This is a genomic window from Pseudobutyrivibrio sp. OR37 (assembly GCF_900113655.1).
GTDB lineage: Bacteria > Bacillota > Clostridia > Lachnospirales > Lachnospiraceae > Pseudobutyrivibrio.
On record NZ_FOQF01000026.1, the window covers coordinates 1 to 24867 of the forward strand.

15 protein-coding genes, 2 tRNA genes and 1 rRNA gene are annotated in these 24867 nt (G+C 39.7%); 17 read left to right on the forward strand and 1 reads right to left on the reverse strand.

Translation table 11 applies throughout. The annotated features are described in order from the left end of the window. The 9 genes from BM097_RS11940 to carB all read left to right on the forward strand — a co-directional run. Window positions 1–140 (forward strand): 23S ribosomal RNA (locus BM097_RS11940); the annotation flags it as partial. An 87-nt stretch (window positions 141–227) separates the two neighbouring features. Then, a tRNA-Ala gene (locus tag BM097_RS11945) sits at window positions 228–300 on the forward strand. 167 nt (window positions 301–467) lie between these two features. Further along, a tRNA-Trp gene (locus BM097_RS11950) sits at window positions 468–538 on the forward strand. 160 nt (window positions 539–698) lie between these two features. Then, window positions 699–1922 (forward strand): EAL and HDOD domain-containing protein, encoded by a 1224-nt coding sequence (locus BM097_RS11955; RefSeq protein WP_090549997.1) that lies wholly within the window; start codon window positions 699–701, stop codon window positions 1920–1922. Window positions 1923–2092: 170 nt separating this feature from the next. Continuing rightward, window positions 2093–2320, forward strand: coding sequence for an HPr family phosphocarrier protein (locus BM097_RS11960; RefSeq protein WP_090550001.1), 228 nt, complete (start codon window positions 2093–2095; stop codon window positions 2318–2320). Between the two features lie 54 nt (window positions 2321–2374). Then, window positions 2375–4780, forward strand: coding sequence for an ATP-dependent DNA helicase (locus BM097_RS11965; RefSeq protein WP_090550004.1), 2406 nt, complete (start codon window positions 2375–2377; stop codon window positions 4778–4780). A gap of 143 nt (window positions 4781–4923) precedes the next feature. Then, entirely contained in the window at window positions 4924–8724 is a 3801-nt protein-coding gene (locus BM097_RS11970; protein WP_090550008.1) for a phosphoribosylformylglycinamidine synthase, read from the forward strand. A 63-nt stretch (window positions 8725–8787) separates the two neighbouring features. After that, complete coding sequence (locus BM097_RS11975) at window positions 8788–9858, forward strand: carbamoyl phosphate synthase small subunit (RefSeq protein WP_090550012.1); 1071 nt, start codon at window positions 8788–8790, stop codon at window positions 9856–9858. After that, window positions 9859–13059: a carbamoyl-phosphate synthase large subunit gene (gene carB, locus BM097_RS11980; RefSeq protein ID WP_090550016.1), complete on the forward strand. Its 3201-nt coding sequence runs from the start codon at window positions 9859–9861 to the stop codon at window positions 13057–13059. Window positions 13060–13142: 83 nt separating this feature from the next. Here the strand turns inward: carB and BM097_RS11985 are convergent, their stop codons facing one another. Then, the gene (locus BM097_RS11985; RefSeq protein ID WP_090550021.1) at window positions 13143–14546 is read right to left on the reverse strand and encodes an aldehyde dehydrogenase family protein; all 1404 of its coding nucleotides are present in this window, start codon (window positions 14544–14546) and stop codon (window positions 13143–13145) included. A 201-nt stretch (window positions 14547–14747) separates the two neighbouring features. Between BM097_RS11985 and BM097_RS11990 the strand changes: the two genes are divergently transcribed. The 8 genes from BM097_RS11990 (at window position 14748) to BM097_RS12025 (ending at window position 24849) form a co-directional block, all read left to right on the forward strand. Further along, on the forward strand, window positions 14748–15533 hold the full coding sequence (locus BM097_RS11990; RefSeq protein ID WP_090550025.1) for a YhfC family intramembrane metalloprotease: 786 nt from the start codon (window positions 14748–14750) through the stop codon (window positions 15531–15533). Between the two features lie 2 nt (window positions 15534–15535). Further along, entirely contained in the window at window positions 15536–16345 is an 810-nt protein-coding gene (locus BM097_RS11995; RefSeq protein WP_090550030.1) for an alpha/beta fold hydrolase, read from the forward strand. Window positions 16346–16405: 60 nt separating this feature from the next. Next, entirely contained in the window at window positions 16406–17050 is a 645-nt protein-coding gene (locus BM097_RS12000) for a MerR family transcriptional regulator (RefSeq protein ID WP_090550034.1), read from the forward strand. Continuing rightward, a complete protein-coding gene (locus tag BM097_RS12005; RefSeq protein ID WP_090550038.1) occupies window positions 17031–17342 on the forward strand; it encodes a YbjQ family protein in 312 nt (103 codons plus the stop codon). Before BM097_RS12000 ends, BM097_RS12005 begins: the two co-directional genes overlap by 20 nt. A 110-nt stretch (window positions 17343–17452) precedes the next feature. Then, a complete protein-coding gene (locus tag BM097_RS12010; protein ID WP_242944709.1) occupies window positions 17453–18142 on the forward strand; it encodes a YczE/YyaS/YitT family protein in 690 nt (229 codons plus the stop codon). A 12-nt stretch (window positions 18143–18154) separates the two neighbouring features. After that, the gene (locus BM097_RS12015) at window positions 18155–18610 is read left to right on the forward strand and encodes a GAF domain-containing protein (protein WP_090550042.1); all 456 of its coding nucleotides are present in this window, start codon (window positions 18155–18157) and stop codon (window positions 18608–18610) included. 188 nt (window positions 18611–18798) lie between these two features. Then, window positions 18799–23340, forward strand: coding sequence for a glutamate synthase large subunit (gene gltB, locus BM097_RS12020; protein ID WP_090550047.1), 4542 nt, complete (start codon window positions 18799–18801; stop codon window positions 23338–23340). A 12-nt stretch (window positions 23341–23352) separates the two neighbouring features. Then, a complete protein-coding gene (locus BM097_RS12025; protein WP_090550050.1) occupies window positions 23353–24849 on the forward strand; it encodes a glutamate synthase subunit beta in 1497 nt (498 codons plus the stop codon). Window positions 24850–24867: the final 18 nt, after the last annotated feature.

Genomic DNA, 24867 nt, shown 5'->3' on the forward strand with positions numbered 1-24867 from the left:
GTGAAGCCCCCCTCAAGATGAGATATCCCATTCCTTCAAGGAAATAAGATCCCTTAAAGACGATAAGGTAGATAGGTTCAAGGTGTAAGTGCGGTAACGCATTCAGCTGATGAATACTAATAGATCGAAGGTTTATTCTAAAAGAAAAGAATGTAGCAAAAATCGGAAGACTAAGTTTTACTGTGTGAAGTTTTGAGGTTGCTATCGAATAGATGGTTTACCCATTTGGGGGCGTAGCTCAGTTGGGAGAGCACCTGCCTTGCAAGCAGGGGGTCAAGAGTTCGAATCTCTCCGTCTCCACTAAAGTTCTTGTTAGTCACAAGAACTTTTTGTTTCTAAAAATTCAGTAGAAAAAAATGTGAAAAAATTGTGTTTTTTCTATTGAAAGCGACTTAAGAATGTGTTACTATTTATAAGTCGCGTGGGTGAGGGACTTAAACCATGTTTAGGTTTTTCGCTTACGATTTAGGGGACTGGTCAAATGGTATGATAGGGGTCTCCAAAACCTTTGGTGGGAGTTCGATTCTCTCGTCCCCTGTTTGACTAATAGCTGTGAATCTTATGATTCACAGCTATTTTTTTTATGCTATTAATTGAATCTAAAAATACAGAATGCTATAATAAAAACAAGTATTCTGAATATTCTGTCAGAATGATTTTGCAACAAAAAATATGGGGTTATACAAAGGAGAGGGATTATGCTTGCTACGTTAGTACCACTATTTTACGAAGATATGTCTGTTGCATCATATTGTTTATATGCACAGAAGGAAAACCTATTTGAAAAACCACATTTATTGATGGCTGGTAAATATGATGGGGCTGGTTCTATTGTTGGATTAGAAGTTTTTGATAGCGTTTCTGAAGACGATTTAGTTGCAAATTGTAGTATTATCGTTCCGATTAACAATATTTCTTTGTTTTCTAATATAGAACAACAGCTGACAGGGTTTGTTGGAAGAATTATTCTTCTTGTTGATCAAACTATAAAGCCTGAAGAATCTTATAATAAGCGTCTCCAGGATTTAAAGAGCAAGGGATTTAAGCTTGCACTTAAAGACTTGCCAATTACAAGTATAGATGAATTCAAATTCATGATGGATGATTTTGATTTATTACTAATAAATAGTGATAATGGGGATGTAATTGAACAGGCTAAAGCTTTTAGAAAGTTAGTTCCTAAAATTGATTTATGCGCAGAGAATATTCATACAATAGAAGAGTTTGAGGCAGCTAAGGAATCAGGATTGTTTAAGGTATTTGAAGGAACATTTTTCAGAGTTCCAATTAATACCGGTGATACTGAAGTTGCTCCAATTAAAGTTAATTATATGAAGCTTATGAAGGTTATTAATGAGCCTGATTTTGATTTAGATGATGTTGCTAATGTAATTAGTCAAGACCCTGCTCTTACTATTGAGTTACTTAAGATTGCTAATAAGCTTACAATTAATTCTAATATTCGTTCTATTGCCCAGGCTACTGCTTTACTTGGACAAAAAGAGCTTAGAAGATGGCTTAACACCACTTTACTTAGCGAATTGGCAGCAGGTAAACCAAATGAAATTACTAGACTTTCTCTTGTTAGAGCTAGATTTGCTGAAAATCTAGCGCCAATCTTTGATTATGCAATGAGAAAAGAGGAATTATTCCTAATGGGATTGTTCTCTCTATTGAATTTGATTTTAGATATGCCGATGGATAAAGCCCTAGAGCAGGTTGGTGTAAGTAATGAAATCAAGAAGGCTTTGGTTAGTGATGATGGCATATTTGCACCACAGCTTGAGTTTTTATTAAGCTACGAAGCTGGTGACTGGCAGGAAGTTTCAAGATTAATGGTTTTACATGATATTGAGATGGATGAAGTATATGATGCTTATGTAGAAGCATTGAAATGGTACGGTAATATGTTCATACAGTAAACATTATAAAAGATGCTCAAAACCCCGATTAAATCTAGTCGGGGTTTTGTTTTTGATACAGTGCAAAAATGACTAAAATCATAGCTCCTAATGCATTGACACTTTGTATATACCATGATATAAATGTTAAATAAGTTTTTGTTTTTTAGTAGTATAGGAGTTGGATTTTTATGAAATTTAAGATTCGTTTAGAGAACACACAGGATGCAGAAGAGTTTGTTAATGCTGCTTCACAGTGTGGTAGTGATATTGATCTTCACAGTGGTGTAGTTTACATCGATGGAAAGTCTCTTTTAGGAGTACTTGCAATGGGTATTAAGCGTGAGTTAGATGTTCATGTTTCTGAGCATGATGATTCAGTGTTCTTAAATGCCGTTAAGAAGTTCGTTGTTGCATAGTTTATTATATTGTATAATATGACCTGTGAGTTTAGCTCATAGGTCTTTTTTATTATGAAAGTATCAAGATTAGTTACTCCAGATGGAGAAAAAGCACAAATAAATATATCCGTAAGAAACCTTGTTGAATTCCTTCTTAGGGAAGGAGATATAGATGATAGAAGGGGGTCAGTCGACCCTTTTGAGGCTATGCAGGCAGGTAGTAGGATCCATAGAAAAATTCAAAGTTCTATGGGTCCCTTTTATAGTGCCGAAGTTCCTCTTAAATATCAGGTTGAATATGATGATTATATTCTTGGAATTGAAGGCCGTGCTGATGGTCTTGTTTTAGATAGAGATGAAGAAGGCCTGGTAGTGGCAGCCACAGTAGATGAAATTAAAGGCATGTATATGGATGTAATGACCTTTGAAAAGCCAGTTCTTGTACATGAGGCTCAGGCCAAGTGCTATGCCTATATTGTTGCCAGGGAATATCAGCTTGAGACAGTAGAGGTTCAAATGACCTATGTAAGTCTTGAGACTGAGGAAATAAAATACTTTAATCAGATATATACTTATGAAGAAATCGAAGATTGGTTTTTGACTATCATTGGTATATTTAAAAAGTGGTCAGATTTTCAATATTATCACAAGCAGGAGCTGCTTGAATCTGCCAAGGATTTGAAGTTTCCTTTTGAATATAGGGATGGTCAGAAGAAGCTTGTTGGAGATGTTTATAGAAGTATATTCAGGCAGAAGATTTTATTTATGCAGGCACCTACCGGCACAGGAAAGACTATTGCGAATGTTTATCCAGCAGTCATGGCATTAGGCCAGAATCTTGCTGAACGAATCTTTTATCTTACAGCCAAAACAGCTACTGCTATTGCAGCTAAGGATGCATATTCGCTTCTTACTCAAAATGGATACGAAGGAAAAACAATCATGCTTACTGCTAAGGAAAAAATGTGTATGTGCGATGAAGCGGATTGCAATCCAGATAATTGTCCTTTTGCCAGAGGTCATTTTGATAGAATTAATGATGCAATATATGAAGTAATAACTAAAGAAAATGTAATCACAAGAGATGTAATTTTAGGATACGCTAACGAGTATGTGGTTTGTCCATTTGAGCTAGCCTTAGATGTTAGTACTTGGTGTGAGGGAATCATTTGCGATTATAATTACGTCTTTGATCCTAATGTTTATTTGAAGCGATTTTTTGCAGATGGCAAAAGCGGCGAGCATATCTTCCTGATTGATGAAGCCCATAATATGGTAGATAGGGCTCGAGATATGTATTCTGAGACCTTAATCAAGGAAGAAATACTTTCCATAAAAAGATATGCAAAACCTGTTAGCAAAAAGCTGGTCAATGCCTTGGAAAAATGCAACAGAATATTGCTTGAATACAAGCGTGAATGTGAACATGATTTAACAGTGTTTGACGACATAGATATGCTCTTGAATGCCTGCGATAATCTTCAGATGATTTTAGAGCAACTTTTTAAAAAGGAAATCAAATTTGGTATATATCAGGATGAGGTTTTAGATTTTTATTTCAGATTGAGGAATTTTACAGCGCTGGCATATCAACAGGACAGTGCTCACTATAGGATATATGCAGATTTTGATGAGGATAAAAACTTCAATCTCCATCTGTATTGTATTGACCCATCTGCTCAGCTCCAAGACAGGCTTAAAATGGCCAGGGCATCAGTTTACTTTAGCGCCACATTGTTGCCTATTGATTATTATAAAAATCTGCTATGTAACGAGCAGGATGTTTACGCCATTTATGTAGATTCAGTTTTTGATCAGAAGAACAGGTTACTTTTGCTAGGGACAGATGTAACCAGTAAATATACCAGAAGAGGCGACGAGGAATACTTAAAGTTTGCAAAATACATCCATGCAATAGTGGAAAAGAAGCAAGGTAATTACATGGTGTTTGGACCTTCCTATAAGTTTTTGGAAGACATTCGTGAACGGTATGAAACCTTGGCAAAGGATGTCGATATTATTGTTCAATGTCAAAACATGACAGAACAGGAGCGTGAAGAATTTTTAGGGGAGTTTGATAAGAACAGAAATAAATCCATGGTTGCCTTTTGCACCTTGGGTGGTATTTTTTCAGAGGGAATTGATTTGGTTGGAGGAAAGCTGATAGGCTCCATAATTCTCGGTGCAGGCTTACCACAGGTTGGAAATGAGCGAAAGCTTATGAGTGATTTTTTTGATGAAAGTGGTAAAAATGGATTTGAATACGCCTATCTTTATCCTGGAATGAATAAGGTTATACAGGCAGCTGGGCGCTTAATCCGTACCAAAGATGATGTAGGAGTTATCGCTTTATTAGATGATAGATTTAGATTATCCAGCTACAGAAAAACTTTTCCACGAGAATGGAATGATGCTACTTTTACCACATTAGATGATATTTCGTTAAAAGTAACAAATTTCTGGCAAAAAAAGATATAAAAAATTATTAGGAGATGTGAATTTTTTGTGTTATACTCTTTTTGACTGTGAGGCTGACTGTCAGTGAATTACTAGTTTAGGTGACATAAATCTGACAGGAAGCAACACTCACAGATTTTCAAGTAAATATACGGAGGTGTAAAGTGGGCAAGGTAAGAAGAGTTTACGTTGAAAAAAAGCCACAATTTGCAGTATCTGCCAAGTCATTGCTATCCGAAATTGGAAGCTACTTAGGCATTAAGGATGTTACGGGAGTTAGAGTCTTGATTCGTTATGACGTTCAAGATGTTTCTGACGACGTTTTTAAGAAGGCAGTTAAAACTGTTTTTTCGGAGCCTCCTGTTGATAACGTTTATGAAGAGACTTTCGATATTACTGGCAGAGTCTTTTCTGTTGAGTTTCTTCCAGGGCAGTTTGACCAGCGTGCTGATTCAGCGGAGCAGTGTCTAAAGCTATTAAATGAAAACGAAGAGCCAACCATTCACACAGCAACTACCTATGTTATTGAGGGTAGCATATCTGACGACGAATTCGATGCTATCAAGAAGCATTGCATTAATCCAGTTGATTCTAGAGAGACATCAGAAGATTTACCAGAGTCTCTATCTAATAATTTCGATGAGCCAGCCGACGTCAAGACATTTGACGGTTTCACTTCAATGGCTGAAAATGATTTACAAGATTTATATAATTCCTTGAATCTTGCTATGACATTTAAGGATTTCCTTCATATTCAAAACTATTTTTCCAAAGATGAACACAGAGACCCTACTGTTACTGAAATCAGGGTGTTAGATACATATTGGTCTGATCATTGTAGACATACAACATTCTCTACAGAGCTTAAGAACGTTACTATCGAAGATGGTTACTACAAGGCTGCTATTGAAGACACTTACAATGATTATCTTGATAACTTCAAAATTCTTTATAAGGACAGAGATGACAAGTTCGTTTGCCTTATGGACCTTGCACTTCTTGCAATGAAGAGATTAAAGGCAGATGGCAAGCTTGCTGACCAGGAAGAGTCAGACGAAATCAACGCTTGTTCAATCGTAGTTCCAATCAATGTAGATGGAACAGAAGAGGAATGGCTTATCAACTTCAAGAATGAGACACACAACCATCCTACAGAGATTGAACCATTTGGTGGCGCTGCTACTTGTCTTGGTGGAGCAATCCGTGATCCACTTTCAGGACGTACTTATGTATATCAGGCAATGCGTGTTACAGGCGCCGCAGATCCTACAGTATCAGTAAAGGATACAATCGAAGGTAAGCTTCCACAGAAGAAGCTTGTTAGAGAGGCTGCTCATGGCTACAGCTCTTATGGTAACCAGATTGGTCTTGCTACAGGATACGTTAAAGAGCTTTACCATCCAGATTATGTTGCAAAGCGTATGGAGATTGGTGCGGTAATGGGTGCTGCTCCAAGACGTGCAGTTCAGCGACTTAACTCTGATCCAGGAGACAGAATAATCCTCCTTGGTGGACGTACAGGACGTGATGGTATCGGTGGTGCTACAGGTTCTTCAAAGGCACACAACACAGAGTCTACTGCAGTTTGTGGTGCAGAGGTTCAGAAGGGTAACCCACCTACAGAAAGAAAGATTCAGAGACTTTTCAGAAGAGAAGAAGTTTCTTATATAATCAAGAAGTGTAACGATTTTGGTGCCGGCGGTGTTTCAGTTGCAATCGGCGAGCTCGCTCCTGGTCTTACCGTTGACCTTGATAAGGTTCCAAAGAAGTATGCTGGTCTAGATGGAACAGAGCTTGCTATTTCAGAATCTCAGGAGAGAATGGCAGTTGTTGTTGATCCAGCAGATGTGAAGAAATTCCTTGAGTACGCAGCTGAGGAAAACCTTGAGGCTATCGAGGTTGCTGTTGTTACAAAGGAGCCACGCCTTGTACTTAACTGGAGAGGTAAGGAAATCGTTAATCTATCAAGAGCTTTCCTTGATACAAACGGTGCACATCAGGAAACAGACGTATATGTAGAGCTTCCTGACAGCAACAATAAATATATTGATAAATTCGGAATTGAAAAGGTAGCTGAGGACCTTGAAAGAGGAGATGTTAAGGCAGCATGGCTTGATACTTTATCAGACCTTAACAACTGTTCACAAAAGGGACTTGTTGAAATGTTTGACGGTTCAATCGGAGCAGGCTCAACACTGATGCCTTTCGGTGGAAAATATCAGCTTACAGAAACTCAGTCAATGGTAGCGAAGGTTCCTGTAGCAGATGGAAAGACTGATGCAGTTACAATGATGGCATTTGGTTTCAATCCTTATGTCAGCTCATGGTCGCCATATCACGGTGCCCAGTATGCAGTACTTGAATCAGTAGCTAGAATAGTTGCAACTGGTGGTGATTATAAGAAGATTAGATTTACATTCCAGGAGTACTTCCGCAGAATGAGCGAGGATCCAAAGAGATGGAGCCAGCCATTTGCAGCACTTCTTGGTGCATACAGAGCTCAGATGCAGTTTGAACTTCCATCAATCGGTGGTAAGGATTCAATGTCTGGAACCTTTAATGAAATCGATGTTCCACCAACACTTGTATCCTTTGCAGTGGATGTTGCTTCTGACAAAGACATTGTTACTCCAGAGCTTAAGGAAGCAGGAGATAAGCTCTTCGTTCTTAGAGTTTTAAGAGATGCTTATGATCAGCCTAACTACGAACAGGCAAAGCAGATTTACGCAGCCGTTCGTCAGATGGTTGAAATGGGAAACATCAAGGCTGCTTATGCACTTGATGCTTACGGACTTGTACCTGCTATTTCAAAGATGGCCTTTGGTAACAAGCTTGGCGTTAAGATTGAAGATGGTTTCTCAAACAAGACCTTGTTCGGATATTCAGTTGGTGATATCGTCCTTGAGGTTTCAGAGGATGCCGCTCTTGCTATTGATAGAGAGCTTTCTAAGGTGGGACTTACAGATTGCGGATATGTGGTAGGTGAGGTTACAAATGACGGAGTCTTCACATATAAGGATGTAAGAATCACAATGGATGAGGCACTTGAAGCTTGGACAAGCCCTCTTGAAAAGGTATTTAAGACAAAGAGTACAGATGATAAGACACCAGTTCAATCTGACATATATCAGGCTAAGGACTTCTACATTTGCAAAAACAAGATTGCAAAGCCTAGAGTATTCATCCCAGTATTCCCTGGTACAAACTGTGAATACGATTCAGCCAGAGCCTTTGAGCAGGCCGGGGCAATCACAAATGTTAAGGTTTTCAAGAACCAGACAGCAGAAGACATCAGAGAATCAGTTGATGAATTCTCAAGAGCAATTGCTCAGTCACAGATTGTTATGTTCCCAGGCGGATTCTCAGCAGGTGATGAGCCAGAGGGTTCAGCAAAGTTCTTTGCTACAGCATTCAGAAATGCAAAGATGAAAGAAGCTATCACAAATCTTCTCGAAAACAGAGATGGCTTGATGCTTGGTATTTGTAATGGTTTCCAGGCACTTATAAAGCTTGGCCTTGTGCCTTATGGAGAAATCCATACACAGACAGAGGATTCACCAACACTTACATACAACACTATCGGACGTCATATTTCAAAGATTGCATACACAAAGGTAGTCAGCAACAAGTCGCCATGGCTTGCAGGTACTCATTTAGGTGAGACATATTGTGCACCTGCTTCACATGGTGAAGGACGCTTCGTAGCTTCAGAGGAATGGATTAAGAAGCTTTTCGAAAATGGTCAGGTTGCTACACAATATGTTGATGTAGACGGAAATGCATCTATGGACGAGGAATGGAATATCAACGGAAGCTTTGCTGCTATCGAAGGTATCACAAGTCCAGATGGTAGAGTTTACGGAAAAATGTGTCATGCAGAGCGTAAGGGCGATGGTGTTTCTATAAACATCTATGGTAACCAGGATATGAAATTATTCGAATCTGGTGTAGACTATTTTAGGTAAAAAGAAACTCCAAGGTAAATTTACTACCTTGGAGTTTTAATAAAAAGGGTAGAAAGAGGAAAGATGAAAGCATTTTTAATTTTGGAAGACGGGACAGTTTTTGAAGGAACCAGCATAGGTTCAACAAGAGAGGTCATTAGTGAGATAGTTTTCAATACTTCTATGACTGGATATTTGGAGGTTCTTACAGACCCTTCTTATGCAGGCCAGGCAGTGTGTATGACCTATCCACTCATCGGAAATTATGGAATTACCGATGATATGGAAAGTGGCAGACCTTGGCCAGATGGATTTATTGTAAGGGAGCTTAGCAGAATCCCTTCAAACTTCCGCTGCAAAGGAACCATTCAAGATTTCTTGGTAAAGCATAATATTACAGGTATTTCAGGAATCGACACACGTGCCCTTACCAAAATCCTTAGAGACCGCGGAACTATGAATGGAATGATTACCACAAACGAGCACTTCAATTTTGAGGAAATCCAGCCAAAGCTTAAAGCATATGCAACAGGTGATGTGGTATCAAAGGTTACTTGCCATGAGAAATCTGTGTTATCAGGAAATGGTAAGAAGGTTGCGCTTTTAGATTTTGGTGCAAAGCGCAATATCGCCAAATCATTAAATGATAGAGGATGTGAGGTAACAATTTATCCTGCACATACAAAGGCTAAGGAAATTTTAGCAGCAAACCCAGACGGAATTATGCTTTCAAACGGACCTGGGGATCCTAAGGATTGCGGCGAAATTATAGATGAGGTTAAAAAGCTATATGACAGTGATGTACCAATCTTTGCAATCTGTCTGGGACATCAGCTTATGGCACTTGCAAATGGACTTGATACACACAAGCTTAAGTACGGTCACCGCGGTGGCAATCATCCTGTAAAGGATTTGGAGACTGGCAAGGTTTACATTTCATCACAGAACCACGGTTATGTAGTAGATACAGATGGCTTAGACGAAAAGATCGCAGTACCTGCATTTGTAAATGTAAACGATGGTACAAATGAAGGACTTAAGTACACAGGAAAGAACATTTTCACTGTTCAGTTCCATCCTGAGGCATGCCCAGGACCACAGGACAGCGGATATTTATTTGATAGATTTATTAAGATGATGGGAGGAGAGCAGTAAATGCCAAAAAGAAGTGACATTAAGAAAGTAATGGTGATTGGCTCAGGTCCTATCGTAATCGGTCAGGCAGCAGAGTTTGATTATGCGGGAACACAGGCTTGTCGTTCACTTAAGGAAGAGGGCATGGAGGTATGCCTTGTAAACTCTAACCCAGCAACAATTATGACTGATAAGGAGATTGCTGACCAGGTTTATATCGAGCCACTTACAGTTGATGTTTTAAAACAGATTATTATAAAGGAAAAGCCAGATTCACTTCTTCCAACACTTGGAGGACAGGCTGGACTTAATCTTGGTATGGAGCTTGCAGAATCAGGCTTCTTAGAGGAGCAGGGAGTTAAGCTCATCGGTACAACAGCTGAGACAATCTTTAGAGCAGAGGATAGACAGGCATTTAAGGACACCATGGAAAAGCTTGGAGAGCCTGTTGCAGCTTCACTCGTTGTAAATACAGTAGAGGATGGAATCAAGTTTACTAATACTATCGGATACCCAGTAGTACTACGCCCTGCTTACACACTTGGTGGTTCAGGCGGTGGTATCGCTCACAACCAGACAGAGCTTGTAGAAATCCTTACAAACGGTCTTAGACTTTCACGTGTACATGAAGTACTTGTTGAAAGATGTATCGCTGGTTGGAAGGAAATCGAGTACGAGGTAATGCGTGATGCCAATGGTAACTGCATCACAGTTTGTAACATGGAAAACATCGACCCAGTTGGTGTACATACAGGTGACTCAATCGTAGTAGCACCTTCACAGACACTTGGTGATAAGGAATACCAGATGCTTCGTACATCTGCGCTTCGTATCATCGACGAGCTTGGAATTACAGGTGGATGTAACGTACAGTACGCTCTTAACCCAGACAGCTTTGAGTACTGCGTAATCGAGGTTAACCCACGTGTATCTCGTTCATCAGCCCTTGCTTCAAAGGCAACAGGTTACCCAATCGCAAAGGTAGCAGCAAAGATTGCCCTTGGATACACACTTGATGAGATTCCAAATGCAATCACAAAGAAGACCTTTGCATCCTTCGAGCCAATGCTTGATTACTGCGTAGTTAAGATTCCACGTCTTCCATTTGATAAATTCATTACTGCTACTAGAAAGCTTACAACTCAGATGAAGGCAACTGGCGAGGTTATGTCAATCTGCAACAACTTCGAGGGTGCCCTTATGAAGGCTATCCGCTCGTTGGAGCAGCATGTAGATTCACTTTTAAGCTACGACTTCTGTGATATGACAGACGCAGAGCTTGAGGAAGCACTTACAGTAGTAGACGATAGAAGAATTTACTGCATCGCAGAGGCACTTAGACGTGGCGCTTCATACGAAACTATCCACAATATTACAAAGATTGATATGTGGTTCATTGATAAGATTAAGATTCTTGTTGAAATGGAGCTTAGACTTCAGCAGGAGGAGCTTACAGTAGACCTTCTTAAGGAAGCAAAGAGAATCGAATTCCCAGATAGCGTCATCGCTCACTTAAATGGCAAGATGACTGAGGAAGAAGTTAGAAAGATGCGTTATGACAACGGTATCGTGGCAGCATACAAGATGGTTGATACCTGCGCAGCAGAGTTTGATGCCATGACACCTTACTACTACAGCGTTTACGGCAGTGAGAATGAGGCTGTAGAGACTAAGGATAGAAAGAAGGTTCTTGTTCTTGGCTCTGGTCCAATCCGTATCGGACAGGGTGTTGAGTTCGACTACTGTTCAGTTCATGCTACATGGGCATTTGCTAAGGAAGGCTGGGAGACAGTCATCGTAAACAACAACCCAGAAACAGTTTCAACAGACTTTGATATTGCTGACAAGCTTTACTTCGAGCCTCTTACAAACGAGGATGTTGAGTCAATCGTAAATCTTGAAAAGCCTGATGGAGCCATCGTACAGTTCGGTGGTCAGACAGCTATCAAGCTTACAGAGCATCTTATGAAAATCGGTGTACCAATCCTTGGTACAAAGGCAGAGGATGTAGATGCAGCAGAGGATAGAGAGCTCTTCGATGAAATCTTAGAGCAGACACAGATTCCTCGTGCAGCAGGCGGTACAGTATTTACAGCCGAGGAAGCAAAGGAAGTTGCAAACAGACTTGGCTACCCAGTACTTGTTCGTCCTTCATACGTACTTGGTGGACAGGGTATGCAGATTGCCTTCAACGATGATGAAATCGAAAAGTTCATGGATATCATCAATCAGATTGCTCAGGACCACCCAATCCTTGTAGATAAGTACTTACAGGGTAAGGAGATTGAGGTAGATGCCATCTGTGATGGAGAGAATATCTTAATCCCTGGTATCATGGAGCATATCGAAAGAACTGGTATCCACTCAGGTGATAGTATCAGCGTATATCCAGCCCATACCATCACTCAGGATATTAAGGACAAGATTGTAGATTATACAGAGCGACTTGCAAAGGCACTTCACGTACTTGGAATGATTAATATCCAGTTCATCGCAATGGATGGTGAGGTGTACGTAATCGAGGTAAACCCACGAAGCTCTCGTACAGTACCATACATCAGTAAGGTAACAGGTATTCCAATCGTAGATCTTGCAGCAAAGTCAATACTTGGTCACAAGATTACAGATATGGGATATAAGCCAGGTCTTCAGCCAGAGGCAGACCACATCGCAATCAAGATGCCAGTGTTCTCCTTTGAAAAGCTTAGAGGTGCTGAAATCAGTCTTGGACCTGAAATGAAATCTACTGGTGAGTGCTTGGGTATCGCAAAGACCTTTGAGGAAGCATTATATAAGGCATTCCTTGGAGCTGGTGTGGTACTTCCAAAGCACAAGCAGATGATTATCACAGTAAAGGATGCTGATAAGCCAGAGGCACTTGAGGTTGCAAAGAGATTTGAAAAGCTTGGCTACAAGATTTATGCAACACGATCTACAGCAAAATACTTGCAGGACGGTGGAGTAGATGCACTTCAGGTAAACAAGATTACTCAGGAATCACCAAACGTTATGGACCTTATCTTAGGTCACAAAATCGACCTTGTAATCGACACACCTACACAGGGCCACGGTGATAAGACAAGAGACGGATTCTTGATTAGAAGAAATGCAATTGAAACTGGAATTAACTGTATCACAGCAATGGATACTGCAGTGGCGCTTGCAACATCACTTGAATCCGCAACTACAGAATATACACTTGTGGATGTAGCAAAAATATAAGAGTATTAAATAGAATATCCCGCTAGCTTTGGCTGGCGGGATATTTTTATTATGGTTATATTGTAGATTCTAAGCTTAGGATATTATCTTTCAAAAAATTCAACAAGCTTTCTTTTCCTAGGAGAATAAGGATGCTCTCTCATAGCTAGATTAAATATGGTGGAACCAATAAGAACTGTTTGAGGATGGGTGAATTCCATAAAGCCCCATTTTCCATGATAGGCACCCATTCCAGAATGCCCTACACCATTAAATGGAACGCCTTTTACCATCATATGAAGGCATACTTCATTTATGCAACCGCCACCAAACTGCATCTTTTGCATTACATTTTTTGCCCAGGCTATGTCCTTCGTAAATACGTAGAGGGACAGGCCCTTTTCTCTTTTTGAAATAGTATCAAGCAGGTTATCTATCTGGGAATCATTGTATGGTACTATAGGAAGAAGAGGGCAAAACAGCTCTCTTTGAACTATTTTTTCGTTAATATCTATTGGATATAAAATGGTTGGGGAATATTTTAAAGTTTCTTTATCACCAAAACCTCCAAATATAATTTTTTCCTTATAATCTTCAGCCATAGAGGCGCATTTGTTATAAGCTGCCTCATTTATAAGATGTGGATATTCTTCATTTAAAGTAGCATTTTCACCAAGCTGATTTATGAATGCCTGTTTTAATTCTTCTATGAACTCTTCAGCCACCTCATTTGCCACAGCAATCTGATTTATATTTATACAGATTTGTCCACTGTTAAGAGCTTTGAAAAAGGCAATTTTTCTAGCGGCATCCTTTAGGTTTGCGTCTTTTCTGATGATGCACCAGTTTCCAGTTTCGCCACCAAGCTCTAAGGCGGTAGAAGTAAGATTTTTAGCAGCTTCCTGAAGTACATGGACACCAACTCTAGGAGAACCAGTGTAGAAAATCTTATCAAAACGTTGAGCTAAACACATATCAGCAACATCATGGCCTCCATCTATGAGGGTGATGTATTCCTCTGAAAAGGTTTCACTTATAATTTCTTTTAAGGCCTTTGTACAGGCAGGAGATTTTGAACTTGCCTTAATGACGGCAGTATTTCCTCCGGCTATGGCAGCAGCGAGCACACCAAATGAGAGTATTACCGGAAAATTAAATGGACTTATAATTAAAGAAACTCCGTATGGAACTTTGTATACCTTGGTAATAATGCTTGGGAAACAATGGAATCCACTAAAATGAGTTTCAGGTCTGGCCCATTTTTTTAATCCCTTAATGGTTTCATTTATTTCTAATATAAGACTTCCAATATCGCAAAAATAAGCTTCCATTGGAGCACGGCCTAAATCTTCAAAAAGTGCCTGCTCCAATTTTTCTCTATTACATATGACAGCCATCTTTAGTTTTTTCAATTTATCAATTCGCCAGCCGATGTCTAAGGTTGCCCCTGATAAAAAGAAAGCTCTCTGTGCTTCAACTATTTTTTCGATTTCTGAATTAGTGTACATATTTTCCCCTCATAGATTACTTTAAACTATATTAAAGGTACTATATGTGTTCATATTACCACATGGATTATGGTATACTCTAAAATAATTGTGTAATATTTGTTAATTTCTAAAAATGTGTTGACCTTCCACCTTATGGAAGGTTTATATTCTAGACATAGACAAGGCCAAGTCTAAAACTTTTCTTCAAAGGAGGCTGTTATGGGAACAGTATCTGCGTTATCAATTATAGGAATGTGCATTGCTTTTATAGTGGCAGTTGGGCTTCCAATGGGACTTATGGTTTATGCATTTCTTAAACTAAAGGCAGATATGCTTTGGTTTGGGATTGGAGCTGCTACATTTATTATCTTCGCACTTGTGTTAGAGCAATGTCTTCATGTTGTTATGATTAAACAATTTGGTGAAGCATTAACAGGAAATCTTTTAGTGAAGGCTGTTTATGGTGGTCTTGCAGCTGGTGTGTTTGAAGAGATGGGGCGGTTCACTTCAATGAATCTTTTTAAAAAGAAGGGGCTCAATAAACTAAATGCATTAATGTATGGCATAGGTCATGGTGGAATAGAGGCTATTATCATTGTTGGATTAACATCAATTTCAAATCTGATTACATCAATAATGATTAATACAGGAACCTTTGAACCAATGCTAGCTTCCCTTGATGATGAAGTGAAGGCTCAAACCTTAAAACAGGTTTCATTACTTTGGACTACTAGTCCACTGGATTTTTACCTGGCAGGATTGGAGAGAGTTGTTGCTATTACCCTTCATATCTGTCTATCCTATATAGTTTATAAGGCGGTGACAAATAAAAAAGTACAGCTATTGTTATTAGCCATTGTCCTTCATGCAGGGGTGGATTTTGTGACAGTGCTTTTAGCAGGATATGTATCAAGCTTAGTGTTAGAGCTGGTACTATTAGTGATTGTAGCTATTATTGCAGTATTAGTATTTAAGATATATTCAAATGATAGGGAGATTGCATAATTATGAAGGAGAAGATTTACAGCACAAGGTGTGGGCAGATTCATTATTGGATTAATCCTGATGGAACGAATCAGGACAAGCAGCTGGTGTTTTTACCTGGATTAACTGCTGATCATAGATTATTTGATAAGCAGATTGAGTATTTTGAAGGTAAGTATCCAGTGTTTGTGTGGGATGCGCCTGCACATGCTCTTTCATATCCTTTTGATATGGATTTTTCCCTGGCAGATAAAGCTACATGGCTAAATGAAATCCTTATGGAGAATGGTTTTGATAAGCCTGTAATTATTGGACAGTCCATGGGTGGATATCTAGGACAGATGTTTATGCAGCTTTTTCCTGATAAAGCGGTCGGGTTTGTATCCATTGATTCCGCTTCATTGCAAAAGCAGTATTATACAGGAATTGAGCTGTGGCTACTTCATAGAATGACTCCTGTGTATCGCTATTATCCTTGGAAGACATTATTGAGACAGGGAACAAATGGGGTGGCAACCACTGAATATGGACGTGCTTTAATGAGGGAGTTCATGATGACCTATGATGGTGACCAGGAAAGATATTCAAGTCTTGCAGGTGGTGGCTACAGGATATTGGTAGAGGCTGTTGAAGCAGAGCTACCTTATGAGATTACATGCCCTGCAATGCTAATATGTGGCACTAAGGATATGGCAGGCTCCACTAAAAGATACAACAGAGCCTGGCATGCCAAGACAGGATTGCCACTTCACTGGATTGAAGGTGCAGGCCATAATGCAAACACCGACAGGCCAGAGGAAATTAATAGGTTAATAGAAGAGTTTATAAAGTAGAATTACTAACTGAGAAAGAAGAATGAGCTACAGGTAGTAGTTGGCAAGTGTGGAGACGGCATGAAGATTAATCAAGTAGAAGAACTAGTTGGAATTACAAAAAAGAATATCCGCTTTTATGAGGAGCAGGGGTTGATTAGTCCTAACAGAAATCTAGAGAATGGGTATAGGGATTATTCATTGAAGGATGTGGACCTATTAAATAAGATAAAGCTTCTTAGAAGATTAGAGGTTCCTATTGAGGAGATAAAAAGACTTGAAGCGGGAGAAATCTCTGTAGCAGATTGTCTGGATAGACATATTTCTAATTTTACACATAGACAGCAGGAACTGGATGTGATGAAGGAAATGTGCAGAGAAATGATTGAAGCTGATGTTCATTTTGATAATCTACAGGCTGAATCTTATCTTGAGGAAATGAAAAAGCTCGAGAAGGGAGGCATTAGATTTATGGATGTTAATAAGACTGATATAAAGAAAAGCAAGCAGGGGCCTATTATTGCAGCAACGGTTAGTATAGTATTCTTTTTGGCAATGATTATATTTATCTGCCTAACTGCTTTAAGTGACCCAGATACACCACTTGGATTTATTGCTATTATTGTTGTGCTTTTTGGTGCTATGATTGTTGGTACAGTTATTGCACTTAAACAAAGATTAAAGGAAATAGAAGGAGGAGAAATATATGAAGCTCGTAAGTATTGAAACAATCCCAGGTCAGAATTTTGAGGCCATTGGAGTAGTGAAAGGAACTATCGTACAGTCAAAAAACTTTGGTAAGGATTTTATGGCTGGCATGAAGACACTTGTTGGTGGCGAAATCAAAGGCTACACAGATATGCTTGTGGAAGCTAGACAGATTGCCACAAAGAGAATGGTGGATGAGGCAGAGCAGCTTGGAGCTGATGCCATTGTTGGTGTGAGATATGCATCATCATCTGTTATGCAGGGTGCAGCAGAGGTTATGGCATACGGAACAGCAGTAAAGTTCATTTAGAGTATAAATGCCAGAGCAGTGATGCTCTGGCTCTTTTTATGTTTATGATGTATAATTGTGCGCAGGAAAATTGGGTAAAACCGAACCCAGAATTATCGAGGAATATTTAGGTGTACAGATTTTTAAGAGAAGAGAATAGGACTAATAGGAATAGGAGGACTATTTTTTCAAACGCTATACTTGCTGCAGTGAGTTTATTTATAAATGGCTTTGGAGTGTATCTTACCATTCAGGCTAACATAGGTGCTGGACCGTGGGATGTATTAAATCTTGGAATATCAAATAGCTTTGGAATCCTTTATGGAACCGCATCCATAATTGTTTCATATAGTATTTTAGGGATTGATATCCTCATGAAGGAGCCCATAGGAATAGCAATGTTTATAGATGCTTTCGTAGTTGGAAAATCCGTTGATCTTTTCAATTATTTAGATTTAGTTAAGCCTTGCGGTTCTATCAAAACAGGAATCCCTGTAATGCTATTAGGGCTTGTGATAATGGCATATACTCAATATACATATATGGCTGCTGCACTTGGCTGTGGACCAAGAGACACATTGTTAGTTGGTTTAGTCAAAAGGCTTAAGAAGGTACCACTTGGTGTTGTGAGTATAGTATTGTTAAGTGCAGCTACATTTGTCGGCTGGCTTTTAGGAGGCCCTGTTGGTATTGGTACATTGATATGTGCTTTTTGTACTGGCCCGATAATGCAATTGGCATTTAATACAGTTCATTTTGATGCAGCAAAAATTCATCACCAAAAAATAACAGAATCTTTTAGAACAATATTAAATAAATAATGGAGAAGAAGTATGACAGATTATAATTTATTAGCAGAACAGATTAAGGCACTTGCTGAGGATGAACCAAACTACATTCCAGTGCTTTCTAATGCATCAGCAATTATTTATGATGCTATGGAGGATTTGAACTGGGCAGGCTTTTATTTAATGAATAAGGGCTCACTTTTACTTGGACCATTCCAGGGAAAGGTGGCTTGCATCAGAATAGCACTTGGCAAGGGCGTGTGTGGAACTGCTGCAGGAAATGATGAGACACTTGTAGTTCCAAATGTACACGAATTTCCAGGACACATTGCATGTGATTGTGCTTCTAATTCTGAGATAGTAGTGCCAATCCATAAGGATGGGAAAGTGGTTGGTGTACTTGATATTGATAGTCCAAAGCTTAATAGATTTTCAGAGGATGATAAGCTTGGGCTTGAGAAGTTTGTTAGAAGTCTGGAAAGCGTTATAATTTTCGAGTAAGAAAAAGAAGTCTTATATTAGAAAGTAAAGTATTGAATACTTTAGTACTGTAAATTGAAAAAGAACTTGCAATCTATCGAAAATAGTTGTATAGTTTTGCACAAGACAAAGGCGTCTAAAGAAATTCCCGTAGTGGGAGTTTCTTTAGGCGCCTTTTTTGTATATCTAAAAGTGGAAGGAGTAGCATAATGGACAATTGCAATCAGCAGGTGGGATTATATGATCCATCATTTGAGCATGACAACTGTGGAATTGGAGCGGTGGTTTCTATTAAAGGTGTAAAAACACATCAGACTGTATCTGATGCACTTAAGATTGTTGAAAATCTTGAGCATCGTGCCGGAAAGGACGCCGCAGGAGAGACTGGTGATGGAGTAGGAATTTTACTGCAGATATCTCATAAGTTTTTCAAGAAGACATGCGCTCAGCTGAAAATAGATATAGGTAACGAGCGCGAGTACGGTGTGGGAATGTTTTTCTTTCCTCAGGATGAGCTGAAACGTAAACAGGCTATGAAGATGTTTGAAATCATAGTTGAAAAGGAAGGAATGGAATTCTTAGGTTGGAGAGAGGTACCAACTAAAGCAGAGATACTTGGAACCCTTGCAAGAGATTGCATGCCATTTATATGTCAGGCATTTATTAAAAAGCCTAAGGATGTACAAAAGGGATTAGCTTTTGACAGAAAGCTGTATGTGGCAAGACGTGTATTTGAGCAGACAGCAGAGGATACTTATGTTGCATCTCTATCAAGCAGAACAATCGTATACAAGGGAATGTTTCTTGTAAACCAATTGCGTTTATTTTTTGAGGATTTGATGGATGAGGATTTTGAATCTGCTATAGCAACAGTACATTCTCGTTTTTCTACAAATACAAATCCATCTTGGGAGAGAGCACATCCTAACAGATTCATAGTACACAATGGAGAAATCAATACTATCAAGGGTAATGCCGACAAGATGCTTTCAAGAGAAGAGACAATGGTTTCTCAGGTACTTGAGGATGAGATGACTAAAATCACTCCAGTTTGCAATCAGGCCGGTTCGGATTCAGCCATGCTTGATAACGCATTGGAGTTCCTTGTAATGAACGGAATGCCTCTTCCACTTGCAGTAATGATTACCATTCCTGAGCCATGGGTTAAAAACAAGGCTATGGAACAGGCAAGAAGAGATTTCTATCAGTATTATTCAACAATGATGGAGCCATGGGATGGTCCTGCATCAATCCTGTTTTCGGATGGAGATATTATGGGTGCAGTGCTTGATAGAAATGGACTAAGACCATCCAGATATTACATTACAAATGACGATTATTTAATCCTTTCTTCAGAGGTAGGAGTACTTCCAATAGAGGAAAGCAGAATCAAGCTTAAGGATAGATTAAAGCCAGGTAAGATGCTGCTTGTGGATACTGTTGAGGGAAGATTAATAGATGATAATGAGCTAAAGAAGGATTTTGCGGCAAGACAGCCTTATGGTCAGTGGCTGGATGCTAATTTGGCTCACTTAGCAGATATTAAGATTCCAAATGAGCCAGTGCCTAAATATTCCAAGGAAGAAAGAGACAGATTGCAAAAGGCATTTGGATATTCCTATGAGGAGATAAAGGATTCTATTCTTCCAATGGCACTTAATGGTGTGGAAAATACTGGTGCCATGGGTATAGATGTGCCACTTGCGGTGCTTTCAAAAAATCATCAGCCACTGTTTAATTATTTTAAGCAGCTTTTTGCACAGGTAACAAATCCACCTATCGATTCAATACGTGAGGAGATTGTTACCGCAACAACTATCTATCTTGGTACGGCAGGAAATGTACTTGAGGAGAAGGAAGAAAACTGTAACATGCTACAGATTAACAATCCTATCCTTACTACTACAGATTTGATGAAGATTAAATCTATGAAGGTACCAGGCTTGCAGGCTGCCACTGTGCCAATTATCTTTTACAAAAATACCTCTTTAGAAAAGGCGATAGAGCATTTATTTGTGGAAGTAGATAAGGTGAATCATGAGGGGGCTAATATTATCATCCTTTCCGATAGAGGTGTGGATGAAAACCATGTGGCTATACCTTCACTTCTTGCAGTTGCAGCAGTACAGCATCATTTGGTACAGACTAAAAAGCGTACTTCACTTTCACTGATTCTAGAATCAGGTGAACCACGAGAGGTGCATCATTTTGCAACCCTGCTTGGCTACGGTGCATCTGCAATCAATCCTTATCTTGCTCAGGAAACTATAGCAGAGCTTATAGAGAAGGGGCAGCTTAAGAAGGATGTTCATGCTGCAATTGATTCCTACAATGAGGCAGTTATAAGTGGAATTATAAAGATTGCGTCAAAGATGGGTATTTCTACAGTCCAGTCATATCAGGGCGCAAAGATTTTTGAAGCGATTGGAATCAGTAAGGAAGTAATAGACAGATATTTCACAGGCACTATTTCACGTATCGGTGGAATTACCCTTAGTGATATAGAGTCTGATGTAGAAATGCAGCATTCTAAGGCCTTTGATCCACTAGAACTGGATGTGGATGAAACTCTTGATTCAAGAGGACAGCACAAGATGCGCTCAGGTGCAGAGGAGCATTTGTACAATCCTGCTACAATTCATTTACTTCAGCTTGCAACAAGAACGGGAGATTACAATACCTTTAAGGAATATACAAGTCTGGTAAATGAGGAAGACAATATCCGTAACCTAAGAGGATTAATTGATTTTAATTATCCTAAAAAGGGAATCAGTATTGATGAGGTAGAATCAGTAGATTCTATTGTTAGAAGGTTTAAGACTGGCGCCATGAGCTACGGTTCTATTTCAAAGGAAGCCCATGAGACTATGGCTATTGCCATGAACATGCTTCACGGAAAATCTAATTCCGGTGAAGGTGGAGAAGAGGATGAAAGATATGAGGTAGGTCCTGATGGACTTAATCGTTGTTCGGCTATCAAGCAGGTGGCATCTGGTCGATTTGGTGTAACCAGCAAATACCTGGTATCTGCTAAGGAAATACAGATAAAGATGGCTCAAGGTGCAAAGCCAGGTGAAGGTGGTCATCTGCCAGGCAAGAAGGTTTACCCTTGGATTGCAAAGACAAGACTTTCGACTCCAGGTGTTGCTCTTATTTCGCCACCTCCTCATCATGATATTTATTCAATCGAGGATTTGGCAGAGCTTATTTATGATTTGAAAAATGCTAATAAGGATGCACGTATATCTGTAAAGCTTGTTTCAGAAGCAGGAGTTGGAACCATTGCATCAGGTGTTGCAAAGGCAGGAGCACAGGTAATCCTTATTTCTGGCTATGATGGAGGAACAGGTGCAGCACCAAAGTCATCTATCCATAATGCAGGCTTACCATGGGAGCTAGGCCTTGCAGAGGCCCATCAGACTCTTATTATGAATGGTCTTCGAAATAAGGTGGTTATCGAGACAGATGGAAAGCTTATGAGCGGACGTGATGTGGCAATTGCCTGCGCTCTTGGAGCAGAGGAATTTGGATTTGCCACAGCTCCACTTGTAACTATGGGCTGTGTAATGATGCGTGTGTGCAATTTAGATACATGTCCTGTAGGTGTGGCTACACAAAACCCAGAGCTTAGAAAGAGATTTTCTGGAAAGCCAGAGTATGTGGTGAACTTTATGCGCTTTATTGCACAGGAGCTTAGAGAATACATGGCAGCATTAGGCTGCAAGACTGTTGATGAGCTTTGCGGTAGAAGCGATTTACTTAAGGTAAAGGAGAATACTGACAGTGCCTTTAGAAAGGTTGATATGTCAGCTGTATTAAGCAACCCAACAGGTGGCGAGAAGATAGAATACGCTAAAAAGAATGTATATAATTTTGAGCTTGAAAAGACCATAGATGAAAGAGTGCTTTTAAAGGAATTTAAGAGTGCCATTGCAGCAGGAAAGCCAAAGGAGATTTCTGTAGATATCGTAAATACGGATAGATCTCTAGGTACACTTCTTGGTGCGCAGCTTACCAGAAAGTACGGTGAAGCTTTGCCAGAGGATACCTATAAGGTAAACTGCCATGGAGCAGGTGGACAATCCTTTGGTGCCTTTATTCCAAAGGGACTTACCTTAGAGCTATCAGGCGATTCAAACGATTACTTTGGTAAGGGCTTATCAGGCGGTAAGCTGATTGTCTATCCACCAGAGGGAGCAACCTATAAGGAAGATGAAAATATAATCATTGGTAACGTGGCACTATATGGTGCTACTAGCGGTAAGGCATTTATAAATGGTGTTGCAGGAGAACGTTTTGCTGTAAGAAATTCTGGTGCAACAGCTGTTGTAGAAGGTGTAGGTGACCACGGCTGCGAATACATGACAGGTGGCCGCGTGGTTGTGCTTGGTGAAACAGGAAAGAACTTTGCAGCAGGTATGAGTGGTGGAATCGCCTATGTGTTAGATGAGGATGCTACGCTGTACAAGAAGCTAAATAAATCCATGGTATGCCTTGAGACAGTAACAGATAAATATGATGTTATGGAGCTGAAGGAAATTATTGGTGAGCACGTTTTGGCCACTGGCTCTAAAAAGGGCAAGGAGATATATGACAACTTCAGCAAATATCTGCCTAAATTTAAAAAGATAGTACCATTCGATTATAAGAAAATGCTGGCAGCCATGGTGAAGATGGAGGCTAAGGGCTTGTCTGCAGAGCAGGCTCAGATTGAAGCTTTTAATATGTTAATGGGAAATCAGGGTGCATAAGGAGGATTAGTCATGGGAAAATCTACAGGATTTTTAGAATATGAACGTGTAGAGGAAGTGGCTGTAAGTCCTCTAGAGCGTATTAAGAATTTTAATGAGTTTCACACTCCTCTTCCAAAGGAGGAGCGTGAGCGTCAGGCAGCCAGATGTATGGATTGCGGTGTACCATTTTGTCAGTCAGGTATGACTATTAAGGGGATGACTTCAGGCTGCCCTCTTAATAATCTGATTCCTGAATGGAACGATTTGGTTTATCAGGGCAATTATGACATTGCCTACAAGAGACTACACAAGACTAGCAACTTTCCAGAGTTTACTTGCAGAGTCTGTCCAGGCTTATGTGAAAAGGCTTGCACCTGTAGCTTGAACGGTGATGCTGTTACCACAAAAGCAAATGAGATGGCAATAATTGAATATGCATATGCCAATGGTTTGGCTGATGCCAAGCCTGTAAAGCAGCGCACAGGAAAGCGTGTTGCAGTAGTAGGCTCAGGACCTTCAGGACTTGCTGTTGCAGATCAGCTTAATAGAAGAGGCCACAAGGTAACTGTATATGAGAGAAATGACAAGGTAGGTGGTTTGCTTCGATATGGAATTCCAAACATGAAGCTTGAAAAGCAGATTATCGATAGAAAGATTCATGTAATGGAGCAGGAAGGAATTGAATTTATCGTAAATGCGAATGTTGGCGATAATGTAAAGGCTGCTGATTTAACAGACAAATTTGATGCTGTTGTTCTTTGCTGTGGCTCGTCAAATCCTAGGGATATTGCAGCAGAAGGCAGAAAGGAAGCAAATGGAATCTATTTTGCGGTAGATTTTCTGGCATCTACTACAAAGTGTCTGTGGAACAATAATATGCAGCTTGTGGACGGTCAATATATTTCTGCTAAGGGCAAGGATGTGGTAATCATCGGTGGCGGTGATACAGGAAACGACTGCGTAGGCACCTCTATCCGTCATGGCTGTAAATCTGTAACACAGTTAGAAATGATGCCAAAGGCTCCAGATGAAAGAGCAGAAAGTAATCCATGGCCACAGTGGCCACTTGTGTGCAAGACTGACTATGGTCAGGAAGAGGCTATAGCAAAGTTTGGACATGATCCACGTATCTATACTACTACGGTAAAGGAGTTTAAGACTGATAAATCTGGCAATCTGAAATCAGTTGTATTAGTTTCTCTGGAAGCCAAGTTAGATAAAAAGACTGGAAGAAAGCTGATGGTTCCAGTAGAGGGAACCGAAAAGGAAATCAAGTGCCAGCTTTGTCTTATTGCAGCAGGCTTTTTAGGCTCTGAAAAGTATGTAACTGATGCTTTTAAGGTAGGATTGGACGCAAGAACTAATGTGGCATCTGAAGGTAAGGGAAGCTTTGCAACAAATCAGCCAAAGGTATTTACAGCCGGTGATATGCACACAGGTCAATCTCTTGTAGTAAAGGCTATAAGAAGTGGACGAGACTGCGCAAGACAGGTAGATGAATATCTGATGGGGTATACAAACCTCTAGAATTTAATATCATAATCA

Coding starts and splice junctions, on each gene's coding strand:
- BM097_RS11955 (WP_090549997.1), top strand. CDS start 699: ATGCTTGCTACGTTAGTACCACTATTTTACGAAGATATGTCTGTTGCA.
- BM097_RS11960 (WP_090550001.1), top strand. CDS start 2,093: ATGAAATTTAAGATTCGTTTAGAGAACACACAGGATGCAGAAGAGTTT.
- BM097_RS11965 (WP_090550004.1), top strand. CDS start 2,375: ATGAAAGTATCAAGATTAGTTACTCCAGATGGAGAAAAAGCACAAATA.
- BM097_RS11975 (WP_090550012.1), top strand. CDS start 8,788: ATGAAAGCATTTTTAATTTTGGAAGACGGGACAGTTTTTGAAGGAACC.
- carB (WP_090550016.1), top strand. CDS start 9,859: ATGCCAAAAAGAAGTGACATTAAGAAAGTAATGGTGATTGGCTCAGGT.
- BM097_RS11985 (WP_090550021.1), bottom strand. CDS start 14,546: ATGTACACTAATTCAGAAATCGAAAAAATAGTTGAAGCACAGAGAGCT.
- BM097_RS11990 (WP_090550025.1), top strand. CDS start 14,748: ATGGGAACAGTATCTGCGTTATCAATTATAGGAATGTGCATTGCTTTT.
- BM097_RS11995 (WP_090550030.1), top strand. CDS start 15,536: ATGAAGGAGAAGATTTACAGCACAAGGTGTGGGCAGATTCATTATTGG.
- BM097_RS12000 (WP_090550034.1), top strand. CDS start 16,406: ATGAAGATTAATCAAGTAGAAGAACTAGTTGGAATTACAAAAAAGAAT.
- BM097_RS12005 (WP_090550038.1), top strand. CDS start 17,031: ATGAAGCTCGTAAGTATTGAAACAATCCCAGGTCAGAATTTTGAGGCC.
- BM097_RS12015 (WP_090550042.1), top strand. CDS start 18,155: ATGACAGATTATAATTTATTAGCAGAACAGATTAAGGCACTTGCTGAG.
- gltB (WP_090550047.1), top strand. CDS start 18,799: ATGGACAATTGCAATCAGCAGGTGGGATTATATGATCCATCATTTGAG.
- BM097_RS12025 (WP_090550050.1), top strand. CDS start 23,353: ATGGGAAAATCTACAGGATTTTTAGAATATGAACGTGTAGAGGAAGTG.